Source organism: Streptomyces sp. LUP30 (genome assembly GCF_001746365.1).
Classification (GTDB): domain Bacteria; phylum Actinomycetota; class Actinomycetes; order Streptomycetales; family Streptomycetaceae; genus Streptomyces.
The window spans coordinates 24,380-47,795 of sequence record NZ_MJAJ01000015.1 but is presented as its reverse complement, the minus strand read 5'-3'; the positions used below and the strand labels follow the sequence as shown (position 1 = coordinate 47,795).

17 protein-coding genes are annotated in these 23,416 nt (G+C 73.2%); 4 read left to right on the top strand and 13 right to left on the bottom strand.

Annotated elements, in window-relative coordinates:
* Positions 1 to 164 precede the first annotated feature (164 nt).
* Positions 165 to 863 carry a pyridoxamine 5'-phosphate oxidase gene (gene pdxH / locus BG482_RS14885; protein ID WP_107450567.1) on the top strand — a complete coding sequence of 233 codons (699 nt, stop codon included), beginning with the start codon at positions 165 to 167 and terminating at the stop codon, positions 861 to 863.
* Positions 864 to 945: 82 nt separating this feature from the next.
* Here pdxH and BG482_RS14880 read toward each other — a convergent pair whose 3' ends face one another.
* The 10 genes from BG482_RS14880 to BG482_RS14835 all read right to left on the bottom strand — a co-directional run bounded on the left by BG482_RS14880 (position 946) and on the right by BG482_RS14835 (position 15,426).
* Positions 946 to 1,566 carry a TetR/AcrR family transcriptional regulator gene (locus BG482_RS14880; protein WP_069769490.1) on the bottom strand — a complete coding sequence of 207 codons (621 nt, stop codon included), beginning with the start codon at positions 1,564 to 1,566 and terminating at the stop codon, positions 946 to 948.
* Positions 1,554 to 2,303, bottom strand: a complete 750-nt coding sequence (locus BG482_RS14875; RefSeq protein WP_069769489.1) for an enoyl-CoA hydratase family protein — start codon at positions 2,301 to 2,303, stop codon at positions 1,554 to 1,556. The genes BG482_RS14880 and BG482_RS14875 overlap by 13 nt, the downstream gene beginning before the upstream one ends.
* On the bottom strand, positions 2,300 to 3,868 hold the full coding sequence (locus BG482_RS14870; RefSeq protein WP_069769488.1) for a 4-coumarate--CoA ligase family protein: 1,569 nt from the start codon (positions 3,866 to 3,868) through the stop codon (positions 2,300 to 2,302). Before BG482_RS14870 ends, BG482_RS14875 begins: the two co-directional genes overlap by 4 nt.
* Positions 3,869 to 3,896: 28 nt before the next feature.
* Entirely contained in the window at positions 3,897 to 5,036 is a 1,140-nt protein-coding gene (locus BG482_RS14865; protein WP_069769575.1) for an acyl-CoA dehydrogenase family protein, read from the bottom strand.
* 88 nt (positions 5,037 to 5,124) lie between these two features.
* On the bottom strand, positions 5,125 to 6,981 hold the full coding sequence (locus tag BG482_RS14860) for a biotin carboxylase N-terminal domain-containing protein (RefSeq protein WP_069769487.1): 1,857 nt from the start codon (positions 6,979 to 6,981) through the stop codon (positions 5,125 to 5,127).
* A gap of 5 nt (positions 6,982 to 6,986) precedes the next feature.
* Positions 6,987 to 8,594 (bottom strand): acyl-CoA carboxylase subunit beta, encoded by a 1,608-nt coding sequence (locus tag BG482_RS14855; RefSeq protein WP_069769486.1) that lies wholly within the window; start codon positions 8,592 to 8,594, stop codon positions 6,987 to 6,989.
* Complete coding sequence (locus BG482_RS14850) at positions 8,591 to 10,303, bottom strand: acyclic terpene utilization AtuA family protein (RefSeq protein ID WP_069769485.1); 1,713 nt, start codon at positions 10,301 to 10,303, stop codon at positions 8,591 to 8,593. The genes BG482_RS14855 and BG482_RS14850 overlap by 4 nt, the downstream gene beginning before the upstream one ends.
* Positions 10,300 to 11,130: a TIGR03084 family metal-binding protein gene (locus tag BG482_RS14845; protein ID WP_069769574.1), complete on the bottom strand. Its 831-nt coding sequence runs from the start codon at positions 11,128 to 11,130 to the stop codon at positions 10,300 to 10,302. The genes BG482_RS14850 and BG482_RS14845 overlap by 4 nt, the downstream gene beginning before the upstream one ends.
* Positions 11,131 to 11,296: 166 nt before the next feature.
* Positions 11,297 to 12,265, bottom strand: a complete 969-nt coding sequence (locus tag BG482_RS14840) for an EamA family transporter (protein WP_079141824.1) — start codon at positions 12,263 to 12,265, stop codon at positions 11,297 to 11,299.
* A 182-nt stretch (positions 12,266 to 12,447) separates the two neighbouring features.
* Positions 12,448 to 15,426, bottom strand: a complete 2,979-nt coding sequence (locus BG482_RS14835) for an FAD-binding and (Fe-S)-binding domain-containing protein (protein WP_069769484.1) — start codon at positions 15,424 to 15,426, stop codon at positions 12,448 to 12,450.
* Between the two features lie 130 nt (positions 15,427 to 15,556).
* Here BG482_RS14835 and serC point away from each other — a divergent pair, with 130 nt between their 5' ends.
* Positions 15,557 to 16,675 carry a phosphoserine transaminase gene (gene serC / locus BG482_RS14830; protein ID WP_069769483.1) on the top strand — a complete coding sequence of 373 codons (1,119 nt, stop codon included), beginning with the start codon at positions 15,557 to 15,559 and terminating at the stop codon, positions 16,673 to 16,675.
* Between the two features lie 75 nt (positions 16,676 to 16,750).
* Here serC and BG482_RS14825 read toward each other — a convergent pair whose 3' ends face one another.
* From BG482_RS14825 to BG482_RS14815, 3 genes are all read right to left on the bottom strand, one after another.
* On the bottom strand, positions 16,751 to 18,349 hold the full coding sequence (locus BG482_RS14825; RefSeq protein ID WP_069769482.1) for an alpha/beta hydrolase: 1,599 nt from the start codon (positions 18,347 to 18,349) through the stop codon (positions 16,751 to 16,753).
* A 175-nt stretch (positions 18,350 to 18,524) separates the two neighbouring features.
* Positions 18,525 to 20,057, bottom strand: a complete 1,533-nt coding sequence (locus tag BG482_RS14820) for a cellulase family glycosylhydrolase (protein WP_069769481.1) — start codon at positions 20,055 to 20,057, stop codon at positions 18,525 to 18,527.
* A 150-nt stretch (positions 20,058 to 20,207) separates the two neighbouring features.
* Complete coding sequence (locus BG482_RS14815; RefSeq protein WP_069769480.1) at positions 20,208 to 21,239, bottom strand: hypothetical protein; 1,032 nt, start codon at positions 21,237 to 21,239, stop codon at positions 20,208 to 20,210.
* Between the two features lie 101 nt (positions 21,240 to 21,340).
* Between BG482_RS14815 and BG482_RS14810 the strand changes: the two genes are divergently transcribed.
* Both BG482_RS14810 and BG482_RS14805 read left to right on the top strand, forming a co-directional pair.
* Positions 21,341 to 22,015: an SGNH/GDSL hydrolase family protein gene (locus BG482_RS14810; protein WP_069769479.1), complete on the top strand. Its 675-nt coding sequence runs from the start codon at positions 21,341 to 21,343 to the stop codon at positions 22,013 to 22,015.
* Between the two features lie 228 nt (positions 22,016 to 22,243).
* Positions 22,244 to 23,233, top strand: a complete 990-nt coding sequence (locus BG482_RS14805; RefSeq protein WP_069769478.1) for an aldo/keto reductase — start codon at positions 22,244 to 22,246, stop codon at positions 23,231 to 23,233.
* Positions 23,234 to 23,416 lie beyond the last annotated feature (183 nt).

Sequence of the window (23,416 nt, the reverse complement as noted above, 5' to 3'; positions counted from 1 at the left end):
TCGCGGTCCTGGGCGGTCATCCCACTGATGCCCCGTGGGGCGGGCGGTCACCCGACGGGGACGGCATCTGCACCATATCCCCGAGTGCCACCTTTGGGGAGTGGTTGCGGCACTCAGTGCCACCCGATGGGTTGCCGCCGACGGGTGATCCGCGTGGGTGGGGCATGCGGCAAGATGGCCGGGTGACCGACGCAGACGCCGTCTCCCCCGGGTCCTTCCCCGACCCCGCCGCCATGCGCAAGCAGTACCGGGCCGAGGGGCTCTCCGAGGCCGGTCTGGCCGCCACGCCCGTGGAGCAGTTCGCCCGCTGGTTCAAGGACGCGGCCGTCGAGGCCCATCTCTTCGAGCCGAACGCCATGGTCGTCGCCACCGCGGACGCCGAGGGCCGGCCCAGCTCGCGCACGGTGCTGCTGAAGCACTTCGACGAGCAGGGGTTCGTCTTCTACACCAACTACGACTCCCGCAAGGCCCGCGACCTCGCCGAGAACCCGTACGTCTCGTTGCTCTTCCCGTGGCATCCGATGGCCCGGCAGGTCATCGTGCGGGGCGTGGCCCGGCGCACCGGACGCGACGAGACGGCCGCCTACTTCCGCACCCGGCCGCACGGCTCGCAGCTCGGCGCGTGGGCCAGCGCCCAGTCCTCGGTGATCGCCACGCGGGCCGACCTCGACGCCTCGTACGCCGAGCTGGCGGCCCGCTATCCCGAGGGCGAGCAGGTGCCCGTGCCGCCGCACTGGGGCGGTTTCCGGGTGGCGCCCGAGTCGGTGGAGTTCTGGCAGGGCCGTCTGAACCGGCTGCACGACCGGCTGCGGTACGTGGCGCAGCCGGACGGGAGCTGGCGGGTGGAGCGGCTCAGCCCCTGAGCGTCCGGCCGCCCGAGCGGCGGGGCCCGGTGACCGGCTCGACGACGTGCCGACGCCACGACGCCACGACACGAAGACGCCCTCAGCGCAGCTTCTCGTCCAGGAGGCCGGCCCACTGCGCCACCACGCGTTCCCGGCGGGCTCCGTCGTCGGTGAGGAGGTTGGCGAGGCCGAGGCCGCGGGCCATGTCGAGCAGGCCCTGGACGCTCTCGCGGACGCCGGGCACGGACTCGTCGGCGCCCAGCAGCTCCACGGCGATCCGGTGGGTCTCGCGGCCGACGCGGGCTTCCAGCTCCGTCACCCGGGGGCGCAGCTGCTCCTCGTTGGACGCGGCGACCCACAGATGCAGGGCGGCGCGGAACAGGGGCCCGGTGTACAGGTCCACGAGGGCGGCGACGACGGCGGTCCGGTCCCCCGCCGCGCCGCCCGCCGCACCCTGGGGGAACAGGGCGCGCAGCGCGCGGGAGCGTTCCTCGGCGACGTATTCGACGGCCGCGGTGAACAGGTCCTCGCGGGTGGGGAAGTGGTGCTGGGCGGCGCCGCGGGAGACGCCGGCGCGTTCGGCGACGACGGAGACGGTGGAGCCCGCCCAGCCGTGTTCGGCGAGGGCGGCCACGGCGGCTTCCAGGAGCCGCTGCCGGGTGGCCCGGCTGCGGTCCTGCTTGGGGAGGCGGTCGCGGTCGACTGCGCTCACAGCACCCATGCGGGATCCCGTCGTTCGAGGAAGGCCGTCATCCCCTCGCGGGCCTGCGGGGTGGAGAACAGCCGGGCCGAGAGCGCGGTGAGGTCGGCGGCGTCCCGGTCGAATGTCTCCAGCACCCTAGCCGTGAGCAGCCGTTTCGTCTCCGCCAGCCCCTGGGGGGCGGATCTGCGCAGACCGTCCAGGACGGGGGCGAGGACGGCGTCGACGTCGTCGCCGTGGTCGGTGAGCAGGCCGACGCGGGCGGCTTCCGCGGCGTCGAAGCGCTCGCCGGTGAGGTAGTAACGGCCGAGGGCGCGCGGGTCGGTGCGCGGGAGCAGCGGCAGCGAGATCACGGCCGGCGCCACCCCGATGCGCACCTCGGTGAAGGCGAAGGTCGACCCGGTGGCGGCGGCCGTGACATCGCAGGCGGCCAGCAGTCCCAGGCCGCCTGCGCGGACATGGCCGGCGACGCGGGCGACGACCGGCTTGGGCAGCTCCACGATCCGGCGCAGCAGCGCCACGAACGCCTCGGGGTCGGGCGGGTCGCGCAGGTCGGCGCCCGCGCAGAAGACGCCGCCGGTGTGGGTGAGGACGACGGCGCGCACGTCGGCGTCCTCGGCGCAGTCGGCGAGCGATGCGGCGAGCCGCCCGACCAGCGCCGAGGACAGGGCGTTGCGGGTGGCGGGCGAGTCGAGGCTGAGGGTGTGGACGCCCCGCTCGCGGGACTGTCCGACCGAGGAGGTCTCCGCCGGTGTCACGGGCGCTCCCGCAGCAGGCGGCGCAGGATCTTGCCGGACGCGGCGCGCGGCACCGCGTCGACGAAGGAGACCTCGCGGACGCGCTTGTAGGGGGCGACGCGTTCGGCGACGAACATGGCGACCTCTCCTTCGGACAGGCCGGGTGCGGTGGGCTGGCGGACGACGTAGGCGTGGGGGACCTCGTTGCCGTCGCCGTTGTAGACGCCGACGACGGCGGCGTCCGCTATGCCGGGGTGGGTGAGGAGCAACGCCTCCAGTTCGGCCGGGGCGACCTGGAAGCCCTTGTACTTGATGAGCTCCTTGACGCGGTCGACGACGAACAGCCAGCCGTCGGCGTCGACGCGTCCGACGTCGCCGGTGTGCAGCCAGCCGTCGGCGTCGATCATGTCGGCGGTGGCCTCGGGGCGGCCGAGATAGCCCTTCATGACCTGGGGGCCGCGGATCAGGATCTCGCCCGCCTCGCCGACGTCGAGGTCACGGTCGGGGTCGTCGAGGGCGACGATCCGCATCTCGGTGCCGGCGATGAGTCTGCCGACGGTCCCGGCGGGGGCGTCGCGCATGGCGTCCAGCGGGACGACGTGGGTGCCCGGGGACAGTTCCGTCATGCCGTAGGCCTGGCCGACGGGCGGCAGGCCGAGGCGCTTCGCGCAGGCCTCGGCGAGGCCGGCGTCCAGCGGTGCGGCCGCGCTGACGACGTACCGCAGGGACGACAGGTCGTACCGGGCGACGGACGGGTGCTTGGCGAGGGCGAGGACGATCGGCGGGGCCACGTACAGAGCGGTGATGCGATGGTTCTGGACGGCCGCGAGGAACGTCTCCAGGTCGAAGCGGGGCAGTACGACGACGGTGGCGCCCTGTCGCAGCGGCGCGTTCATCAGGGCGGTCAGGCCGTAGATGTGGAAGAAGGGCAGCACGGCCAGGATGCGGTCGCCGGGGCCGGCGGAGATCGCCGGCCGCAGCTGGTCGAGGTTGGTGGCGATCTGGCGGTGGGTGAGCATGACGCCCTTGGGAACGCCGGTGGTGCCGGAGGAGTAGGGCAGGACCGCCACGTCCTGTGCCGGGTCGATGTCCACCTGGGGCTCGGGGGCGTCGGAGGCGAGCATGTCGATCAGCGAGCGGTGTCCGGGCGCGGTGTCGCAGACGAGGATCTCCTGGACGCCACCGGCGAGTTCGGCGGCGCGGCGGGCGGTGTCCAGCAGCGGGGAGACGGTGACGATCCAGCGGGCGGCGCTGTCGCCGAGCTGCTTGGCGAACTCCTCGGCGGTGGCGAGCGGGTGCACGGTGGTGACGGTGGCGCCCGCGCGCGTGGCCCCGTAGAAGGCGACGGGGAAGGCGACGGTGTTGGGGCTGTGCAGGGCCAGCACGTCGCCCTTGCGGACGCCCGCCTCGGCGAGCGCGGCGGCGACCCTGCGGTGGAAGCGGTCCACCTGGTCGTAGGTGAGGGCGGTGCCGTCCGTGCCGTCGACGAGCGCGGGGAGCTCGCCGAACTCCGCTGCGCGGCCCAGCACGGCGTCGTGGATGGGCAGGTCGACGGGCGGGACGTCTGCGTACGGGCTGCGGAACACGGTTCCTCCTGGCACGGGGATGTGCGGCCTAGTACGACTTGGGCAGGCCCAGGGTCTGGTGGGAGACGTAGTTGAGAATCATCTCCCGGCTCACCGGGGCGATGCGAGCCACGCGGGAGGCCGTTATCAGCCGGGCGAGCCCGAACTCGCGCGTGAGGCCGTTGCCGCCGAGGGTGTGCACCGCCTGGTCGACCGCCTTCACACAGGCCTCTCCCGCCGCGTACTTGGCCATGTTGGCCGCCTCGCCCGCGCCGGCGTCGTCCCCCGCGTCGTACAGGTGGGCAGCCTTCTGCATCATCAGCCGGGCCAGCTCGAGTTGGATGTGTGCCTCTGCGAGGGGATGGGCGATGGCCTGGTGGGCGCCGATCGGGGCGTTCCAGACGGTGCGTTCACGCGCGTACGCGACGGCTCGCGCGAGGGCGTGCCGGCCCATGCCGATCGCGAAGGCGGCCGTCATGACGCGCTCCGGGTTGAGGCCGGCGAACAGCTGCAGCAGACCCGCGTCCTCGTCGCCGACGAGTGCTTCGGCGGGGAGCCGGACGTCGTCCAGGGCCAGCTCGAACTGCCTTTCCACGCTGTCGAGTTCCATGTCGATGGCGCGGCGGGTGAAGCCGGGGGCGTCGCGCGGGACGATGAACAGGCAGGGCTTGAGGCGACCGGTGCGGGCGTCCTCCGTGCGGCCGACGATCAGGGTGGCGTCGGCGATGTCGACGCCGGAGACGAAGACCTTGCGGCCGGTCAGCAGCCAGTCGCCGCTCGCGCCGTCACGGCGGGCGGTGGTGGTGATGCGGTGGCTGTTGGAGCCGGCGTCGGGCTCGGTGATGCCGAACGCCATGAGGCGGCTGCCGTCGGCCAGCGCGGGCAGCCACTCCCGCTTCTGGGCGTCCGTGCCGAAGCGGGCGATGACCGTGCCGCAGATCGCCGGGGAGACGATCATCATCAGAAGCGGGTTCCCGGCGGCCCCCAACTCTTCGAGTATCAGCGAGAGTTCGGCGATGCCGCCGCCTCCGCCGCCGTACTCCTGCGGCAGGTTGACGCCGATGTAGCCGAGCTTGGCGGCCTCCTGCCACAGGGCGCTGTGGTCGCCGTCGTGGGCGCGGCTCCTCGCGAAGGCCGACACCGCCGCTCGCAGCGCCTTGTGCTCGTCGGACTCGATGTGGGTGGTCACGGTGACTCCTTCGTCTGCCGGCTCGTCGTGGCTGGTCCCGCTCACGCGGCGCGGCCGCATGCCGATGCGGCCCCGCGCCCCTTCGTCGTCAGCCGCTCTCCACCACTGCCAGGAGCGTGCCGACCTCCACTTGCTGCCCTCGGGTCACGTGCAACGCCGTCACCGTGCCCTGCGCCGGAGCCGCGATGACGTGTTGCATCTTCATCGCTTCGAGCCAGAGGAGCGGTTCACCCGCCCGGACGCCCGATCCGGTGACGAGTCCGTCCGCGAGCCTGACGACCGTGCCCGGCATCGGGGCCAGCAGGGAGCCCGGCGCGTGCCGGGCCTGCGGGTCGGGGAAACGGGGCAGGGCGGTCAGGGCGTCGGCGTTGACGTGGACGCGGTCGCCGTAGCGGGCGACGTCGAAGCGGCGCCGTACGCCGTCGATCTCCAGGACGACCAGGTCGGCGGCGGCCGACACCACCTGGACGCCCTCGGCCGTGAGGCCGGTGCGGGTGTGGCGGTAGCGGACCTCGCACTCCTCGCCCGCGACCGCGTACCGCTTCGTCTGCGGCTGGGACGGCAGGTTGCGCCAGCCGCCGACGCCCCGGCGCGAGGCCGTGTCCGCCGCTTCGGCGAGGGCCGCCGCGAGCGGGGCGTACGGGTCGGGGGCGGCCTCGGTCAGTTCGGCGAGGTGACGCTCGTAGAAACCGGTGTCCATGCGGGCCGAGGCGAACTCCTCGTGGCGCAGGGAGCGCACGAGGAGGTCGCGGTTGGTGACCGGGCCGTGGACCGCCGCCCGTTCCAGCGCACCCGCCAGCCGGCGGATCGCCTCCGCGCGCGTGGGGGCGTGGGCGATCGCCTTGGCGAGCATCGGGTCGTAGTGGACGCCGATCTCGTCGCCGTCGGCGTAGCCGGTGTCCAGGCGGACGCCGTCCGGGACGGCCAGGCGGTGCAGGACTCCGGTCTGCGGGGTCCAGTCGGCCGCGGGATCCTCGGCGTACAGGCGGGCCTCGATCGCGTGCCCGCGCGCGGGCGGCGGTTCGGCGGGCAGGGCCGCGCCCTCCGCGATCCGCAGCTGTTCGGCCACCAGGTCGAGGCCGAAGACCGCCTCGGTGACGGGGTGTTCGACCTGGAGGCGGGTGTTCATCTCCAGGAAGTGCGCCCGGCCGTCGGCGACGAGGAACTCGACGGTGCCCGCGCCCACGTAGTCCACGGCGCGCGCGGCGCGCACGGCCAGCGTGCGCAGCCGGTCGGCCACCTCGTCGGGCAGTCCGGGCGCGGGCGCCTCCTCGACGACCTTCTGGTGGCGTCGCTGCAACGAGCAGTCGCGGGTGCCCAGCGCCCAGACGGTGCCGTGCGTGTCGGCGAGGATCTGCACCTCGACGTGGCGGCCGTTCTCGACGTACGGCTCGACGAACACCTCGCCGTCGCCGAAGGCGCTCGCGGCCTCGGCGCGCGCGCCCTCCAGCGCGGCCCGCAGCTCCTCCGGTCGGCGCACGACGCGCATCCCGCGTCCTCCGCCGCCCGCGGCCGCCTTCACCAGCACCGGCAGGTCGGCCTGCGTCACCTCGTCCGGGGGCAGGGGCGCGAGGCCCATGAGCCGCTTGGCGCGGGTCTTGGAGGCCATCGCCTCGATGGCCTCGGGCGGCGGCCCGATCCAGACCAGGCCCGCGTCCAGGACGGCCCGCGCGAAGCCGGCGTTCTCGGAGAGGAAGCCGTAGCCGGGGTGCACGGCGTCCGCGCCCGCCGCGACGGCGGCCTTCACCACGAGGTCGGCGCGCAGATAGGTGTCCGCGGGCGTGGCGCCGGGCAGCCGCACGGCCGTGTCGGCCACCCGCGTGTGGAGGGCGCCTGCGTCGGCGTCCGAGTGCACGGCGACGGTGCGGATGCCCGCCTCGCGACAGGTCCGGAAGACCCGGCAGGCGATCTCGCCGCGGTTGGCCACCAGAACGGAAGTAATCATGAGCCTCACATCCGGAAGACGCCGAAGCCGCCGCGGGCGCCCTCGTACGGAGCCGTGTGGACGGCCGACAGGCACAGGCCGAGCACGGTGCGGGTGTCGCGCGGGTCGATGACGCCGTCGTCGTAGAGCCGGCCCGAGAGGAACATCGGCAGCGACTCGGACTCGATCTGCTGCTCCACCATGGCGCGCAGGGCGGCGTCGGCCTCCTCGTCGTAGGGCAGGCCCTTCGCGGTGGCCGACTGCCGGGCGACGATGGACAGGACCCCGGCGAGCTGCTGCGGGCCCATCACGGCCGACTTGGCGCTCGGCCAGGCGAAGAGGAACCGGGGGTCGTAGGCGCGCCCGCACATGCCGTAGTGGCCGGCGCCGTACGACGCGCCCATGAGCACGGACAGGTGCGGGACCCTCGAGTTGGACACCGCGTTGATCATCATCGCGCCGTGCTTGATGATGCCGCCCTGCTCGTACTCCTTGCCGACCATGTAGCCGGTGGTGTTGTGCAGGAAGAGCAGCGGGATGTCGCGCTGGTTGGCGAGCTGGATGAACTGCGCGGCCTTCTGGGACTCCTGGCTGAAGAGCACGCCCTGGGCGTTGGCCAGGATCCCGACCGGATAGCCGTGCAGGGCGGCCCAGCCGGTGACGAGGCTCGTGCCGTACAGGGGCTTGAACTCGTCGAAGTCGGAGCCGTCGACGATCCGGGCGATCACCTCGCGCGGGTCGAAGGGGGTGCGCAGGTCTCCGGGGACGATGCCCAGGAGCTCCTCCTCGTCATACTTCGGAGGGAGGGCCGGGCCGGGATCCCGGTAGGCCTTGCGGTGGTTGAGGCGGGCCACCACGCGCCGCGCCTGGCGCAGGGCGTCGTGTTCGTCGACGGCGAAGTGGTCGGCGAGACCCGACACGCGCGCGTGCATCTCCGCGCCGCCCAGCGACTCGTCGTCGCTCTCCTCGCCGGTGGCCATCTTCACCAGCGGCGGCCCGCCCAGGAACACCTTCGCCCGCTCCTTGACCATGATCACGTGGTCGGACATGCCGGGGACGTACGCCCCTCCCGCGGTCGAGTTGCCGAAGACCACGGCGACGGTCGGGACGCCCGCGGCGGAGAGCCGGGTCAGGTCGCGGAAGACGGCGCCGCCCGGGATGAAGATCTCCTTCTGCGAGGGCAGGTCGGCCCCGCCGGACTCCACCAGGCTGATGCAGGGCAGCCGGTTGGCCAGGGCGATGTCGTTGGCCCGCAGGGCCTTCTTCAGCGACCACGGGTTGCTGGCGCCGCCCCGCACGGTGGGGTCGTTCGCGGTGATCAGGCACTCGACGCCCTCGACGACGCCGATGCCGGTGACGAGGGACGCGCCGACCGCGTACTCGGGGGAGGCGCTGCCCCAGGCGGCCAGCGGCGAGAGTTCCAGGAACGGCGTGTCGGGGTCGAGGAGCAGCTCGACGCGCTCACGGGCGAGGAGCTTGCCGCGGGCGCGGTGCCGGGCGACGTACTTCTCCCCGCCTCCCGCGAGCGCCTTCGCGTGCTCGGCGTCGAGGTCGGCCAGCTTGGCGAGCATGGCCTCGCGGTGGGCACGGTAGTCGGGGCCGTGGATGTCCAGGGCGGACGTGATGACCGTCAAAGCAGGGCCTCCGGGATGTCCAGGCAGCGGGAGCGCAGCCATTCGCCGAGCGCCTTGGCCTGCGGGTCGAAGCGGTGCTGGGCGGCGACGCCGTCGCCGAGGAGGCCCTCGACGACGAAGTTCAGGGCGCGCAGCCGGGGCAGGGCGTGCCGGGTGACGGTCAGGGTCCGGGTCTCCGGGAGGAGCTGCCGGAATCGTTCGACGGTCAGCTCGTGGGCGAGCCAGCGCCAGGCCGCGTCGGTGCGGGCCCACACCCCTACGTTGGCGTCGGAGCCCTTGTCGCCGCTGCGGGCTCCGGCGACGAGCCCGAGGGGCGCGCGCCGCACGGGCCCCGGGGGCGGCGGCTCGGGCAGGTCCGGCTCCGCCGCCGGTTCGAGGACGCGCGCGGCGGCGGGCGGCGGGACCGGGACGCGCCGGCCGTCGTGGAGGACGGCGACATGCTCGACGTCCTCCTGCGGGACGTACGCGGCCTCGAACACCCCATAAGGGGAGCCCTTCCCGGGCGGGGCGAGCACATGGAAGCCGGGATAGCCGGCGAGGGCCAGTTCGATCGCCGCCCCGCTCAACGCCCGTCCCACGGCGGCCTGTTCCGGGTCGCGGACGACCAGCCGCAGCAGCGCGCTCGCCGTCTCCTCGGTGTCGGCGTCCGGCCGGTCGGTGCGGGACAGCTCCCAACGGACCTCGGCGGGGCGGGACTCGGCGAGGGCGTCCGCCATCTGCTCCCGCACGAGGTCGGCCTTGGCCTCGATGTCGAGACCGGTGAGCACGAAGACCACTTCGTTGCGGAAGCCGCCGAGGCGGGTGCGGCCGACCTTGAGGGTCGGCGGCGGGGCCTCGCCGCGCACACCCTGGATCCGCACCCGGTCGGGGCCGTCCTGGGCGAGACGCACGGTGTCCAGGCGGGCGGTGACGTCGGGCCCGGCGTACCGGGCGCCGGCGGTCTCGTACAGGAGCTGCGCGGTCACCGTGCCGACGTCGACGAAGCCGCCCGTGCCGGGGTGCTTGGTGATGACGCAGCTGCCGTCGTCGTGGATCTCGGCGAGCGGGAAGCCGGGCCGCCGCAGGTCGCGGCCGCCCCCGTGGCCGCCACCGCGCCGGGCCCCGCCTTCGGTGAAGAAGGCGTAGTTGCCGCCGGTGGCCTGCGCCCCGCACTCCAGGACGTGTCCGGCGACGACGGCGCCCGCGAGCCGGTCGTACTGCGTCGCCTCCCAGCCGAAGCGGGCGACGGCCGGACCGGTCACGAGGGCCGCGTCGGTGACCCGCCCGGTGACGACGACGTCCGCGCCCTCGCGCAGACACGCGGCGATGCCGAACCCGCCGAGGTAGGCGTGGGCGGTGAGACTGCCGGGGTACCGGGGGCCGAGGTCGTCGCCCTCGACGTGCGCGACGCGTACGGGGATGCCGAGCCGGTCCGCCAACTGCCGCACGGCGTCGGCGAGTCCGGCCGGATTGAGACCGCCCGCGTTGGTGACGATCCGCACGCCCCGCTCGTGGGCGAGGCCGAGGGACTCCTCCAGCTGGCGCAGGAAGGTGCGGGCGTACCCGGCGGCGGGGTCCTTCATCCGGTCGCGCCCGAGGATGAGCATGGTCAGCTCGGCGAGGTAGTCGCCGGTGAGGACGTCGAGCTCGCCGCCGGTGAGCATCTCGCGCAGGGCGTCGAAGCGGTCGCCGTAGAAGCCCGAGGCGTTGCCGACGCGCAGCACGCTCACGACCCCGCCCCCGTCGGCCCCTTCGCGTCCGCGCGCGCTTCCGGGCCCTTCGGCGGGCGGCCTTCGCCGGGCGGACCGGCGAAGGCCTGGGCGACGTCCAGCCAGCGGTCGGCGTCGGGACCCTCTGCCCGCAGGGCGAGGTCGGCGCGGTGGGCGCGCTGGGTGACCAGCAGGCAGAAGTCGAGGGCGGGGCCGGTGACGCGGTCCGTGGCGTCCTCGGGGCCGAAGGTCCACGTCTCGCCCGAGGGAGCGCGCAGTTCGACGCGGAACTCCTCGAACGGCGTGGGCAGCCCGTGCACCCCGAAGGCGAAGTCGCGGGTGCGCACGCCGAGGCGGACGATGTGCCGGAGCCGGTCGGTGGGCACGGGGACCGCGCCCAGCGCGTCCGCCACGTCCAGGCCGTGCGCCCAGGTCTCCATGAGCCGTGCGGTGGCCATCGAGGCGGCGGCCATGGGCGGCCCGTACCAAGGGAAACGCGCTCCCGCCGGAGCCGCCCGCAGGGCCTCGTCCAGGGCCCTGCGTCCGGCCCGCCAGTCGGCGAGCAGCTGTGCGGGCGGCTTCGCCGCGCCCTCCTCGGCGCCGTTGTCGACGAAGTCCCCGGGCGCGGCCAGCGCCTTCTCGACCTCGCGGGCGAAGGCGTCCTGGTCGGTCACGGCCAGCGCGGAGGAGTGGTCGGTCCAGGCGAGGTGCGCGATCTGGTGGGCGACGGTCCAGCCGGGGGCGGGGGTGGGAAGCCGCCATTGCTCCGGCCCCAACTCGGCTACCAGCCGGTCGAGTTCGTCGCTTTCGGCACGGAGGTCGTCGAGCACGGGGGTCGGGTCGGCCATGAGGTGGAGCATGGCAGCGGACAGAGAAACAATCAAGCACGCTTGCATGAATTCATGCACCGGGAACGGGCGGGAACGCGGGGCGGGGGCGCCGCGAGGCCGCAGGCCGCGAGCCGCAGGCCGCAGCCCGCAAGCCGCAAGCCGCAGGCCGCAGGCCGCGGCCCCGTCACGCCTCCGGTGTTGCCGTTTTGGGGCGGGCGGTCTGGGTGCGGACGGCGCCCATGCTCGCCGCGACGACCAAGGCGATCGCGGCGGCCTGGACGGTGCTCAGGGCCTGGTCGAGGACGAGGAAGCCGGCCGTGGCGGCGAGGGCCGGCTCCAGGCTCATCATCACCGCGAAGGTGGAGGCCGGCAGGCGGCGAAGGGCGAGGAGCTCCAGGGTGTAGGGCAGGACCGAGGAGAGCACGGCCACCCCCGCCCCCAGACCGAGCGTCACGGGGTCGGCCAGCTTGACGCCCGACTCCGCGAGCCCCAGGGGCAGGAAGAGCAACGCGCCGACCGCCATCGCCAGGGCCAGCCCGTCCGCCTGCGGGAACCGGCGGCCGGTGCGGGCGCTGAACACGATGTACGCGGCCCACATCACGCCGGCGCCCAGCGCGAACGCGACGCCCACCGGATCCAGGGCGCCCAGGCCACCGCCACTGCCCGCGCCGCTGAGGAGGAAGACGCCCGCCAGCGCCAGTGCGGCCCAGACCAGGTTCAGCGCGCGCCGCGAGGCGACGACCGACAGGGCGAGGGGGCCGAGCACCTCCAGCGTGACCGCCACGCCCAGCGGGATGCGGTCGAGCGCCTGATAGAACAGGCCGTTCATCGCGGACATGGCGACGCCGAAGGCGACGACCGTGCCCCAGTCGGCGCGGGAGTGGCCGCGCAGGCGCGGCCGGCAGACGACCAGGAGCACGACCGCGGCCACCAGCAGCCGCAGCGCGACGACGCCCAGGGCGCCCGCCCTCGGCATCAGCGTCACCGCCAGCGCGCCGCCGAACTGCACCGAGACCCCTCCGGCGAGCACCAGCCCGACCGGACCGAGGGAGCCGAACCGGCCGCTGCGGCCGGGGCCGCCCGCTCCCGCGTCGGACCGGATCTGCGGTGGGATGACGGGGGCGGCGGTCGCTGCTGCGTCGGGGGTGGTCACGGGCGGTCCAGGTGGTCGACTCGGTTCGTTCAGCACGATGTACTGCAGAGTCCACGGTAGTGGACTACGTCAGGTGTGTGAACTGATTTTGCCACTGTCTGGGCCACCGTCTCAGGCTGCGAGACGCCGCCTCCCCCCGCAGACCCGCGCCGCCGGGCGACGGCCGGTCGTTCCGCCCACTGCTACGCGCGCGTCGACCCGTCCGCGTCCTCCGGTCCCGCTGCCAGTCCCGCTGCCAGCACCTCCGCGAGGTGGTTCCCCCGCACTCCCGCCAGCTGTTCCAGCTGGGTCCGGCAGGAGTACCCGTCCGCCAGGACCACCGCCCCTTCCGGGGCGTCCCGCACGGCCGGCAGCAGCTGCTCCTGCGCGCAGGCCGCCGACACCTGGAAGCGGCCTCTCCCGAAACCGAAGTCACCGGCCAGGCCGCAGCACCCGCCGCTCAGTTCACCGGTGAGCCCGGCCGCCTCGCGCAGCCGCCGCTCGGCCGCGTCGCCCAGAACCGCGTGCTGGTGGCAGTGGGTCTGCCCGACCGCCGGACGGTCCAGCCGGGGCGGGATCCAGCCCGGGGCGTGCCGCTCCAGGACCTCGGCGAAGGTGAGGACGCGGGCGGCGAGCCGGGCCGCGCGCGGGTCGTCGTGCAGCAGCTCCGGCAGATCGGTGCGCAGGGCCGCCGCGCAGCTGGGCTCCAGGACGACGACCGGGGCGGCCGTCTCCAGCACCGGCTCCATCAGGTCGAGCGTGCGGCGCAGCACCCCGCGCGCGAGGTCGAGCTGGCCGGTGGAGACGTACGTCAGCCCGCAGCAGACCCGGCCCCGGCGGGCCGTGAGCAGCGTGAACGCGCTCCGCGACCGGCCGTCGCCCACCGGCCTGCCCCGCATCCGCAAGGTCGGCGGCAGCGTCACCCGCAGTCCCGCCGCCTCCAGCACCCGGACGGCCGCCCGGCCCACGGACGGCGAGAGGTGCTCGGTGAAGGTGTCGGGCCACAGCACCACCGGCCCGCCGCCCTGCGCGGCCCCCGACGCGGCGTCGGAAGCGGGCTCCCCGGCGGCCCCGGAAGCGGGCCGGACGGCAGCGTTCCGGGCGCGCCACCAGCCGGTGAACGTCCGCCGTGCCAGTCGCGGGACGTCCCGTTCCGCCGCGATGCCGCCGAGCCGCTTGGCAAGGCCCGCCAGCGGGCCGACCGAGGCGAGCGCGTTGACGAGGGCGGCCGCCCGCAACCGGCTGACCCAGCGCAGCCACACCGGCAGCCGGCCCATGCTGTAGTGCGCGGCGGGACGGCGGCGGCCCCGGTAGTGGTGGTACAGGAACTCCGCCTTGTAGGTGGCCATGTCGACCTCGACCGGGCAGTCGGAGCGGCAGCCCTTGCAGGACAGGCACAGGTCGAGCGCGTCGCGGACCTCCGTGGAGCGCCAGCCGTCGGTCACCAGCTCGCCGGCCAGCATCTCGTGCAGCAGCCGGGCCCGCCCGCGCGTGGAGTGCTCCTCCCGGCCCGTGACCCGGAACGACGGGCACATCACCCCCGCCCCGGGCGCCGTCGCCGTACGGCATTTGGCGACTCCCACGCACCGCCGCACTGCCGCCGAGAAGTCACCGCCGTCGGACGGGTACCCGAAGGCCACGTCCACCGGCTCGCGCGGGAGGACCGAGAAGCGCAGATTCGAGTCGAGGGGCGCGGGCCGCACCAGCATCCCCGGGTTGAGCACGCCGTCCGGGTCCCAGGCGTCCTTCACCCGCTCGAACAGCGCGACCAGCTCCGGTCCGTACATCCGCGGCAGCAGCTCGGCCCTGGCCTGTCCGTCGCCGTGTTCGCCGGAGAGCGAGCCGCCGTGCGCCACGACCAGCTCGGCCACCTCCTGCGAGAACCGGCGGAAACGGCCGATGCCGGCCGGCGTCAGCAGATCGAAGTCGATGCGGACGTGGATGCAGCCGTCCCCGAAGTGCCCGTAGGGGGCGCCCCGCAGGCCGTGTTCCGCGAGCAGCCCCCGGAAGTCGCGCAGATACGCGCCCAGCCGGGCCGGCGGCACCGCGCAGTCCTCCCAGCCCGGCCAGGCCTCGGCGGCTCCCCCGGCCCCGGGGTGCCGGGAGGGGTCCCCGGGGATCCGGGTCGCCGTGCCGCTCGCGTCCTCCCGGATCCGCCACAGCTCCCGCTGCCCCGCCGGGTCCGTCACCACCCGGGCGTCCACGACGTCCGCCGCGCGCACGATCGTCCGCGCACGCGCGTGTGCCTCGTCCCGCGACGCGCCGCCCGCCTCGACGAACAGCCAGGCCCCGCCGCGCGGCAGCCCGCTCGTCCCCGGCGGCACCAGGTCGGCGGCCATCCCCTCCACGGTGAGCGGCCCGAGCGGCAGCAGCCCGGCCGCCGCGTCGGCGGCGGCGCCCTCGTCCGCGTAGCCGAGCACCGCGAGCGCCCGCGCGCGGGGCGCCTCGACGAGCCGTACGACGGCCTCCGTCAGCACTCCCAGGGTCCCTTCGCTCCCGCAGAAGGAGCGGGCGACGTCCGCGCCGTTCTCCGGCAGCAGCGCGTCCAGCGCGTACCCCGAGATACGGCGGGGCAGTTCGGGAAAGCCGGTCCGCAGCAGGGCGAGGTCCCCGTCCACCAGGGCGCGCAGGCCGTCCGGCGCCCCCGCCCACCCCCGCCCGGGCCGCAGCCGCCGTCCACGCGCGGTGACCACCCGCAGCTCGCGCACGCTGTCCGCCGTGGTGCCCCAGGCCACCGAGTGGGAACCGCAGGAGTTGTTGCCGATCATCCCGCCGAGCGTGCACCGGCTGTGGGTGGACGGGTCGGGTCCGAAGCGCAGCCCGTACGGGGCAGCCGCCTCCTGGAGCCGGTCGAGCACCAGCCCCGGCTGCACGACCGCGGTCCGCGCTTCGGGGTCGAGCGAGACCAGCCGGTTCATGTGCCGGGTGAAGTCCAGCACCACGCCGGTCCCCGTGGCCTGTCCCGCGACCGACGTCCCGCCGCCCCGCGCGACGACCGGCGTCCCGCGCTCCCGGCACACCTCCAGCACGGCCGCCACGTCGTCCTCGTCCCGGGGCGCGACGACCCCGAGCGGGACCCGGCGGTAGTTGGACGCGTCCATGGTGGTGAGCGCGCGGGAGGTCGCGTCGAACGCGACCTCGCCCCGGACGACCCTGCGCAGAGCGGCCTCGAGATCCGTCATGAGTTCAGCAAACCAGCATGCGTGCGCGCCCACAGCCCGTCGGGATCCGCCCCCGGAGGGCGACACGAACCCGTCTCACCCGACGGACGAGGTTTCACCCAGGTTTCCCCCACCGGCTAACCTCGCTTCCGTGGCTGAGATCCGGATTCCTGCTGACATCAAGCCCGCCGACGGTCGATTCGGCGCGGGCCCCTCCAAGGTGCGGGTGGAGGCGCTGGACGCCCTGGCCGCCACCGGCACGTCCCTGCTCGGCACCTCCCACCGCCAGGCCCCGGTGAAGAACCTGGTCGGCAAGGTGCGCGAGGGCGTCTCCGAGCTGTTCTCCCTCCCCGAGGGCTACGAGGTCGTCCTCGGCAACGGCGGCTCCACCGCGTTCTGGGACGTCGCGACCCACGGCCTCATCGAGAACAAGTCGCAGCACCTCACGTTCGGCGAGTTCAGCTCCAAGTTCGCCAAGGCCGCCAAGCTCGCCCCCTGGCTGGCCGAGCCCACCGTGATCTCCTCCGACCCCGGCACGCACCCCGAGCCGGCGGCCGAGGCGGGCGTGGACGTGTACGCGTTCACCCACAACGAGACCTCCACCGGCGTCGCCGCCCCGCTCAAGCGGGTCCAGGGCGCCGACGAGGGCGCACTCGTCCTGGTCGACGCGACGTCCGGCGCCGGCGGCCTCCCGGTCGACATCGCCGAGACGGACGTCTACTACTTCGCCCCGCAGAAGTCCTTCGCCTCCGACGGCGGCCTGTGGATCGGCGTGTTCTCCCCGGCCGCGATCGAGCGCGCCGAGCGGATCCACGCGTCCGGCCGGCACGTGCCGGAGTTCTTCAGCCTGCCGACGGCGATCGACAACTCCCGCAAGAACCAGACGTACAACACCCCGGCCCTCGCCACCCTCTTCCTGCTGAACCAGCAGCTGGAGTGGATCAACGGCCAGGGCGGCCTGGACTGGTCGGTGCGCCGCACCGCCACCTCCGCGCGCACGCTCTACGGCTGGGCCGAGGACGTCAAGTACGCGAACCCGTTCGTCGCCGACCCGGCCAAGCGCTCCCAGGTCATCGGCACGATCGACTTCAGCGACGACGTGGACGCGGCCGCCGTCGCCAAGGTGCTGCGCGCCAACGGCATCGTCGACACCGAGCCCTACCGCAAGCTCGGCCGCAACCAGCTGCGCGTCGCGATGTTCCCGGCGATCGACCCGGCGGACGTCGAGGCGCTCACGAAGTGCGTCGACTACGTGATCGAGAACCTGTAATCGTCTTCGGTACGACGACGAAGGGGGCCCGGTGAACACCGGGCCCCCTTCGCGTCTCGGTTCAGCGGCGGGCCGTCAGCCGCGGGAGCCGAGCAGGCGGTGCAGGGCGTCGCCGGGGGCCGCGGCGGCCGGCCGACCGGCGGCCAGGGCGGACGGCGTCGCGGCCGCCGGCTTCGGGTCGGCGGTCTTCTGGCAGACCGCGTCGGCCACGCCGCTGCCGCGCGGCACGGTGCCGTCGGTCAGGTACTTCGCCAGGTACGCGTCCAGACAGGCGTTGCCGCTCAGCGTGATGCCGTGGTTGCCGCCGCCGTTCTCGACCACCAGGCTGGAGTGCTTGAGGAGGCGGTGGACGGCGACGCCGCCCTGGTAGGGGGTGGCCGCGTCCTTCGTCGCCTGGAACAGCAGCACCGGCGGGAGCTTGCTGTTGGCGACGTTCACCGGCTTCATCGTCCTGGTGGGCCAGAACGCACAGGGCGCGTTGTACCAGGCGTTGTTCCAGGCCATGAGGGGGGCCTTCTTGTACACGGCCCAGTTGTCCTTGCGCCACTGGTTCCAGTCGCGCGGCCAGGACACGTCACGGCACTGCACGGCGGTGTAGACGCTGTAGCCGTTGTCGCCGGAGGCGTCGATGGCCGCCATGCCCTCGTACGCCTTGACGAGCGGGGTGGCGTTCTTGTCGTTCACGTAGGCGGCGAACGCCTCCGCGAGGGAGGGCCAGTAGCCGTTGTAGTAGCCGCCGGGGATGAAGGTGTCCTCGAGCTCGGAGGCGCCCACCTTGCCGCCGGCCGGCTTCTTGGCGAGTTCGGCCCGCATCGCGTACCACTTGGCCTCGATCCTGGCCGGGTCCGTGCCGAGCTTGTACGTGGCGTCGTACTTGGCGATCCACGCCATCAGCGCCTTCTGACGGGCGTCGAAGGCGTAGTCCTGCGTGATGTTGGCGTCGTACCAGACCCCGCCGGGGTCGACGATCGAGTCCAGCACCAGGCGGCGCACCCGGCTCGGGAAGAGCTTGGCGTAGACCTGGCCCAGGTAGGTGCCGTACGAGTAGCCGAAGTAGTTGATCTTCTGGGCGCCGAGCGCCGCGCGGATCGCGTCCATGTCCTTCACGGCGCTGACCGTGTTGATGTACGGCAGGAGGTCCGTGTACTTCGTGCCGCAGGCCTTGGCGAAGGACTTGGCGCGCGCGAGGTTGGCCTTCTCGATCGCGGCGGTGCGGGGCACGGAGTCCGGGCGGACCGGGTTGAAGTAGCCCGGCTTGCAGTCCAGGGCGGGCTTGCTCTCGCCCACGCCTCGCGGGTCGAAGCCGATGACGTCGTACTGGGACGCGACCGCCTTGGGGAGCGAGGACGCGACGAACCCGGCGAGGGACAGACCGCTGCCGCCGGGGCCGCCGGGGTTGACCAGCAGCGGGCCCTGGTACTTCCGCGCGGTGTGCGGGACACGCGACAGGGCGAGGGTTATCTTCCGCCCCTGCGGCCTGGCGTAGTCGAGCGGCACCTTGACCGTTGCGCACTGCAGGGTCGGGGAGTCCTCCGTGGCGCACTTCTTCCAGGTGACCTTCGACGCCTGGGCGGCCGGTGCGGACCGGGAGGTGGTGGCCTCGGCCGGAACGGCCGTGAGCGTTCCGGCCAGTACGACGGTCGCGCCGCACAGCACGGCTGTGCTTCTTCTCATGAAGTTCCTTCACACCATGGGTGGTTCGGCCTGACCGCAAGGTTTGCGATCCTGGCGGGATCCTTCCGGAGAAGTGCGGCCTCGAGGACCTGTTCGACCGAAAATTGGGAACTCATTTGCGTCACGGCCGCTTCCGGCCGGGTGCCCGGCAAGCGGTTCACCGGGCACCCCGCCCTCACGCCGCCGAGCAGCTCACACTGGGCGCCGCCCCGCCGCCCGGCGCGCCCCCGAAGCCGAAGCTCGTCGAGCCGCCGGCCGGAACCGCGCCGTTGTGCGCGGCGTTCACCGCGGTCACGGTGGCCCCGCTCTGGGTGTACGAGGCGTTCCACATGTTCGTGATCTGCTGCGAGCCGCTCCAGGTCCAGCTCACCTTCCACGAACCGAGCGCGGCCGTCCCGGTGTTGGTCACCTTCACCTCGGCGTTGAAGCCGCCGCCCCAGTCGCTGCTGACGGTGAACGAGGCGGCGCAGGCGGCCGCGCCACCGCCACCGCCCCCTCCGCCGCCCCCTCCGCCGCCGCCGCCGCTGCTCGGGAAGCCCGGGGCCTTGACGCTCGCCAGGTAGCCGTCCTTCACGGTGTCGACGCTCTGCCAGTCGTCCTTCAGGATCCCGCCGGTGTCACCGGAGTTGGGGTTCCAGGACCAGAAGGTCCAGTGGAAGGAGTCCGCGCCGTACGTCGACGTCGGCCGCAGGTAGGTCACCAGGGCCGCCAGCCACTTCTGGTCCACCGTGGACTGCAGGGTCGTGCCGAACTCGCCCACCCACACGGGGGCGATGTTCTGCTTGAAGATGTAACCCCAGTACTTGTCCCAGATCCCCGGCATGTTGGCGGGGAACGCCGGGTCGCTGAACCAGCTCTGCTGGGCGACGCTGGTCGCGTAGTCGTGGGCCGAGTAGACCACCCGGTCGGCCACGTTCAGCTGCACCGGGTACTGGCCGACGCCCATCAGGTTGCCGCCCCACCAGCCGGAGACGCCGTTGAAGGTCTGCACGCCCTCGACGAAGATCAGCAGGCTCGGGTTGACGGACAGGACCGCGTTGCCGGCGCGCTGCGCGGCGAGCCGCCAGTCCGTCGCCATGTCCCCGCAGCCCCAACAGGCCGGGTCGTGCGGCTCGTTGTGGAGATCGATGCCGACGACGGTGTCCTTCCCCAGGTAACGGGAGGCGATGGCCTTGAGGTTGGCGATCCAGGTCGACTCGGGGACGGCGGCCGTGTACCAGAGTGCCGACTGTCCGCCCGAGTCCGGGCGGTGCCGGTCGAGGATGACCTTCAGGCCGTCCTGGCCTGCGTACGCGACCAGCTTGTCCAGCACCTGCAGGGAGTTGAGGCCCTGGAGGTCGGCGTTCTTGCCGCTGGAGAAGTCGATGCTGTTGGGGACGGTCCCGGACTTGAAGACGTCGTCGCTGTACGGGATGCGGAGCGTGTTGTAACCCAGCGACTTCATCTGGTCGATCATGCTCTTGTAGTCGCGCGACCAGAGGCCGTGCACGACGTGGTTGCCGGTCTCGAAGCCGAACCAGTTGATCCCGGCGACCCGGACCGGCTGCCCGGCGGCGTCGAGGATCTGCCGGCCGCTGGTGTGCCAGTAACCGGCGCCGGCGTCGGCCACGACGGCATCGGCCGCATGGGCCGCCTGCGCGCCGGCGCCCAGGGGTATCAGGAGCGCGGCGGCGACAGCGCACAGCACTCTTCGCAAGCTGCGGAACATCTCGCTGCTTCCTCTCGGGAGGCGCGGCCCCGGAACATATGGGAGCGCTCCCATACACCGCGCACCACCCAGGTAACTGACACACCATGACCACGTCAAGGACTACGGCAGCGGTGGCTCCGGAACGGCGCCGCCCGCGGACGGTGGAGCTCAGCCGCGCCGCCGGAACCGACGGAGGCCGAAGAAGACCGCGCACACCGCGACCACGGCCAGCGCGCCGACCTTGACGCCGCCCGTCGCGGAGGACCCGCCATCCTTGCCGGAGGCGCTGGAACTCCCGCCCCCGGAAGCGGACTTGGAGCCGGACGAGGCACTCTTGGGCGCGTCCTCGGCCACCACGGGACTGTGGGAGCCCTCACTGCCGTACAGGAGCTTGTCGCCGTCGGCGGAGTAGCTGACCGACTCGCCCTGCCGTTGCAGCGGCACGTCGAGCCGCCCCTCGCGTTCGATCTTCCCGCCGTTCCAGGCGTAGGAGATGCCGCCGAAGTAGCCGCGCACAGCGAGCTGTGAGCCGTCCGGGGAGAAGGCGGCGTCGGTGGCCCACAGGTCGACGGGGGCGATCGGCCGGAAGACGTTCGCCCCGGAGGCGGAGAGCGTGGCCGGGCCCTCGTAGAGGTGCCCGCCGTCCTCCTTCTTGTCGATGATGTAGACGCGCCCGGTCTTGGGATGCACCAGGAGCGACTCGGCGTCGCGGGGGCCGTCGGAGTACTTCACGACGTACTGCGTGGCCCTGACGGTCTGGTCGACGAGCTTCTTCGGCTCGGGCAGCCGGTAGACCCACACGTACTTCCAGGTGCCGCCGAGGTTGTCGCCGATGTCGCCGACCCAGATCTGGTTGTCCGGACCGATGGAGATCGCCTCGACGTCACGAGGCGTGCCGATCCCGGTGAGGGTGACCCGGGCGACGGTCCTGCCCGTCGCGCTGTCGACGGCGTAGAGGTAGGGGCCGTCGTCGCTGTCGTTGTGGGTCCAGTAGACGCCCGGGTGCTGCCGGGAGGCGGCGAGGCCGCTGGACTCGGTGATGCGCGGGTCCTCGATGGTGAATCCCTTGTCGCCGTCGGCCGCGGACGCGGGGGACGCGGCGGGTCCCGCGAGCACGGCGAGGGCTCCCGAGAGGAGGACCCCGGGCAGCAGGGCTCCGGTCACCAGGGCTCCGGCTCGGACGGCGAAAGGTCGGCGCATGCCCCCAAGCCTGCCATCCCGCCCGGCGGTTCACCGGTTCGTGGCCGGTCTCACACGCCCCCGCCCGCGGTGATCCACGCCGGATCCCTCATCATGAGCGGATGCTCAGGTTCATGCCCGTAGGCGACTCGATGACGATCGGCAGCACGGGCGAGCACACCTGGCGCTACCGCCTGTGGCAGCACCTGTGCGCTGAGTACGGCGGCCCCTTCACGCTGGTCGGCCCCCGCGAGACGCTCTACGACAAGGCGACGGAGAGCCCCTCGTCGTACGCCTACGCCGAACCCGACTTCCCGCGCGGGCATCTGGCCGGCTGGGGCGAGGGCTGGGCCCACATGACCCCGCTGATCGGCGAGGCGGTCCGCAGGTCGCGGGCGGACGTCCTGCTGGTCTCGCTCGGCCTGATCGACCTGGGCTTCTACACGAACGCCGAGCAGACGGCGGAGAACGCGCGCGCCTTCGTCGCCGAGGCCCGCGCGGCGAACCCCCGGATCGCCATGGTGTGGCTGCCGGTCATCCACAACGTCCGGGCCGCGAACGACGAGCCCTTTGCCGCCGAGGTCGCCCGCTTCAACGAGCTCCTGGCGAAGACCGCCGCCGACCTGGACGAACCGGCCTCCCCGATCCTGCTGGCCTCGGTCCCGCCGACCTGGGACATCGACACGGACACCTACGACGGCACCCACCCCAACGCCGCCGGCGAACACCAGCTGGCCTCGGCCTTCGCGGAGGCGATGTACCAGGGGTGGGAACTGGGCGGGGAGTACGCGGGCTGAGACGGCGCCCCGTCCCCGTCGCCGTCCGTGCCGTCGTACCGTGCGGCGGCACTCGAGCGGGTGCGGCCGGCGAGGAGCGCCCGGCCCAGGAACGGCGAGTTCCCCCGCGACCCCGACCGTCGGCCCGGCCGCCCGTCCTCCCGGCCGCCCCCGACTCCGCCCCGTCCCCTTCCGGCTCGGCCCGCCCCCCTTGCATCGAGCGCACTCCAGGTCGTTGGCTTGTGCTCCATGAAGTACACGCAGCTCGGACGTACCGGACTCAAGGTCAGCCGCCTCGTCCTCGGCACCATGAACTTCGGCCCGCAGACCGACGAGACCGACAGCCACGCCATCATGGACGCGGCGCTCGGTGCGGGCATCAACTTCTTCGACACCGCGAATGTGTACGGCTGGGGCGAGAACAAGGGCCGTACCGAGGAGATCATCGGCAGCTGGTTCGCGAAGGGCGGCGGACGGCGCGACAAGGTGGTCCTCGCCACCAAGGTCTACGGCAACATGTCCGCCGACGGCGACGCCTGGCCCAACCACGACAAGCTCTCCGCGGTGAACATCCGGCGGGCCGTCGACGCGAGCCTGCAGCGGCTCGGCACCGACCACATCGACCTCTACCAGTTCCACCACATCGACCGTGGCACTCCCTTCGAGGAGCTCTGGCAGGCCGTCGAGGTGCTGGTCCAGCAGGGCAAGATCCTCTATGCCGGGTCGTCCAACTTCCCCGGCTACAAGATCGCCCAGGCCAACGAGACCGCCGCCCGGCACGGCCGCATGGGCCTGGTCAGCGAGCAGTGTCTCTACAACCTCGCCGAGCGCCGCGCCGAGATGGAGGTCATCCCGGCCGCGCAGGACTACGGCCTCGGGGTCATCCCCTGGTCACCGCTGCACGGCGGGCTGCTCGGCGGGGTGATCAAGAAGCAGGCCGAGGGCGGCCGCCGCGCCTCCGGACGGGCCGCCGACGCCCTCGCCGACCCCAAGACACGCGCCCGGATCCAGGCCTACGAGGACCTCCTCGAAAAGCACGGGGTCGAGCCCGGCGAGGCGGCTCTGGCCTGGCTGCTCACCCGGCCCGGCGTGACCGGCCCCATCGTCGGCCCGCGCACGGCCGGGCAGCTCGACTCGGCGCTGCGCGCGGTCGAGATGGAGCCGAGCGAGGAGCTGCTGGCCGGCCTGGAAGAGGTCTTCCCCGGCCCGGGACCGTCCCCGGAGGCCTTCGCCTGGTAGCGGCGAGCCCAGGAGACGCCTTCGCCCGGCAGCGCCGAGCCCATGAGACGGGGGCCGTCCGCCCATGCGGGCAGGGCGCGGCGGCGGTCGGTGCGACGGCTTGCGCTATCTGCCGACCGCCGCCGCCACCGCCACCACCACGAACATCAGCACAAGGGCAACGGCCATGATCCGGTTCCGGGT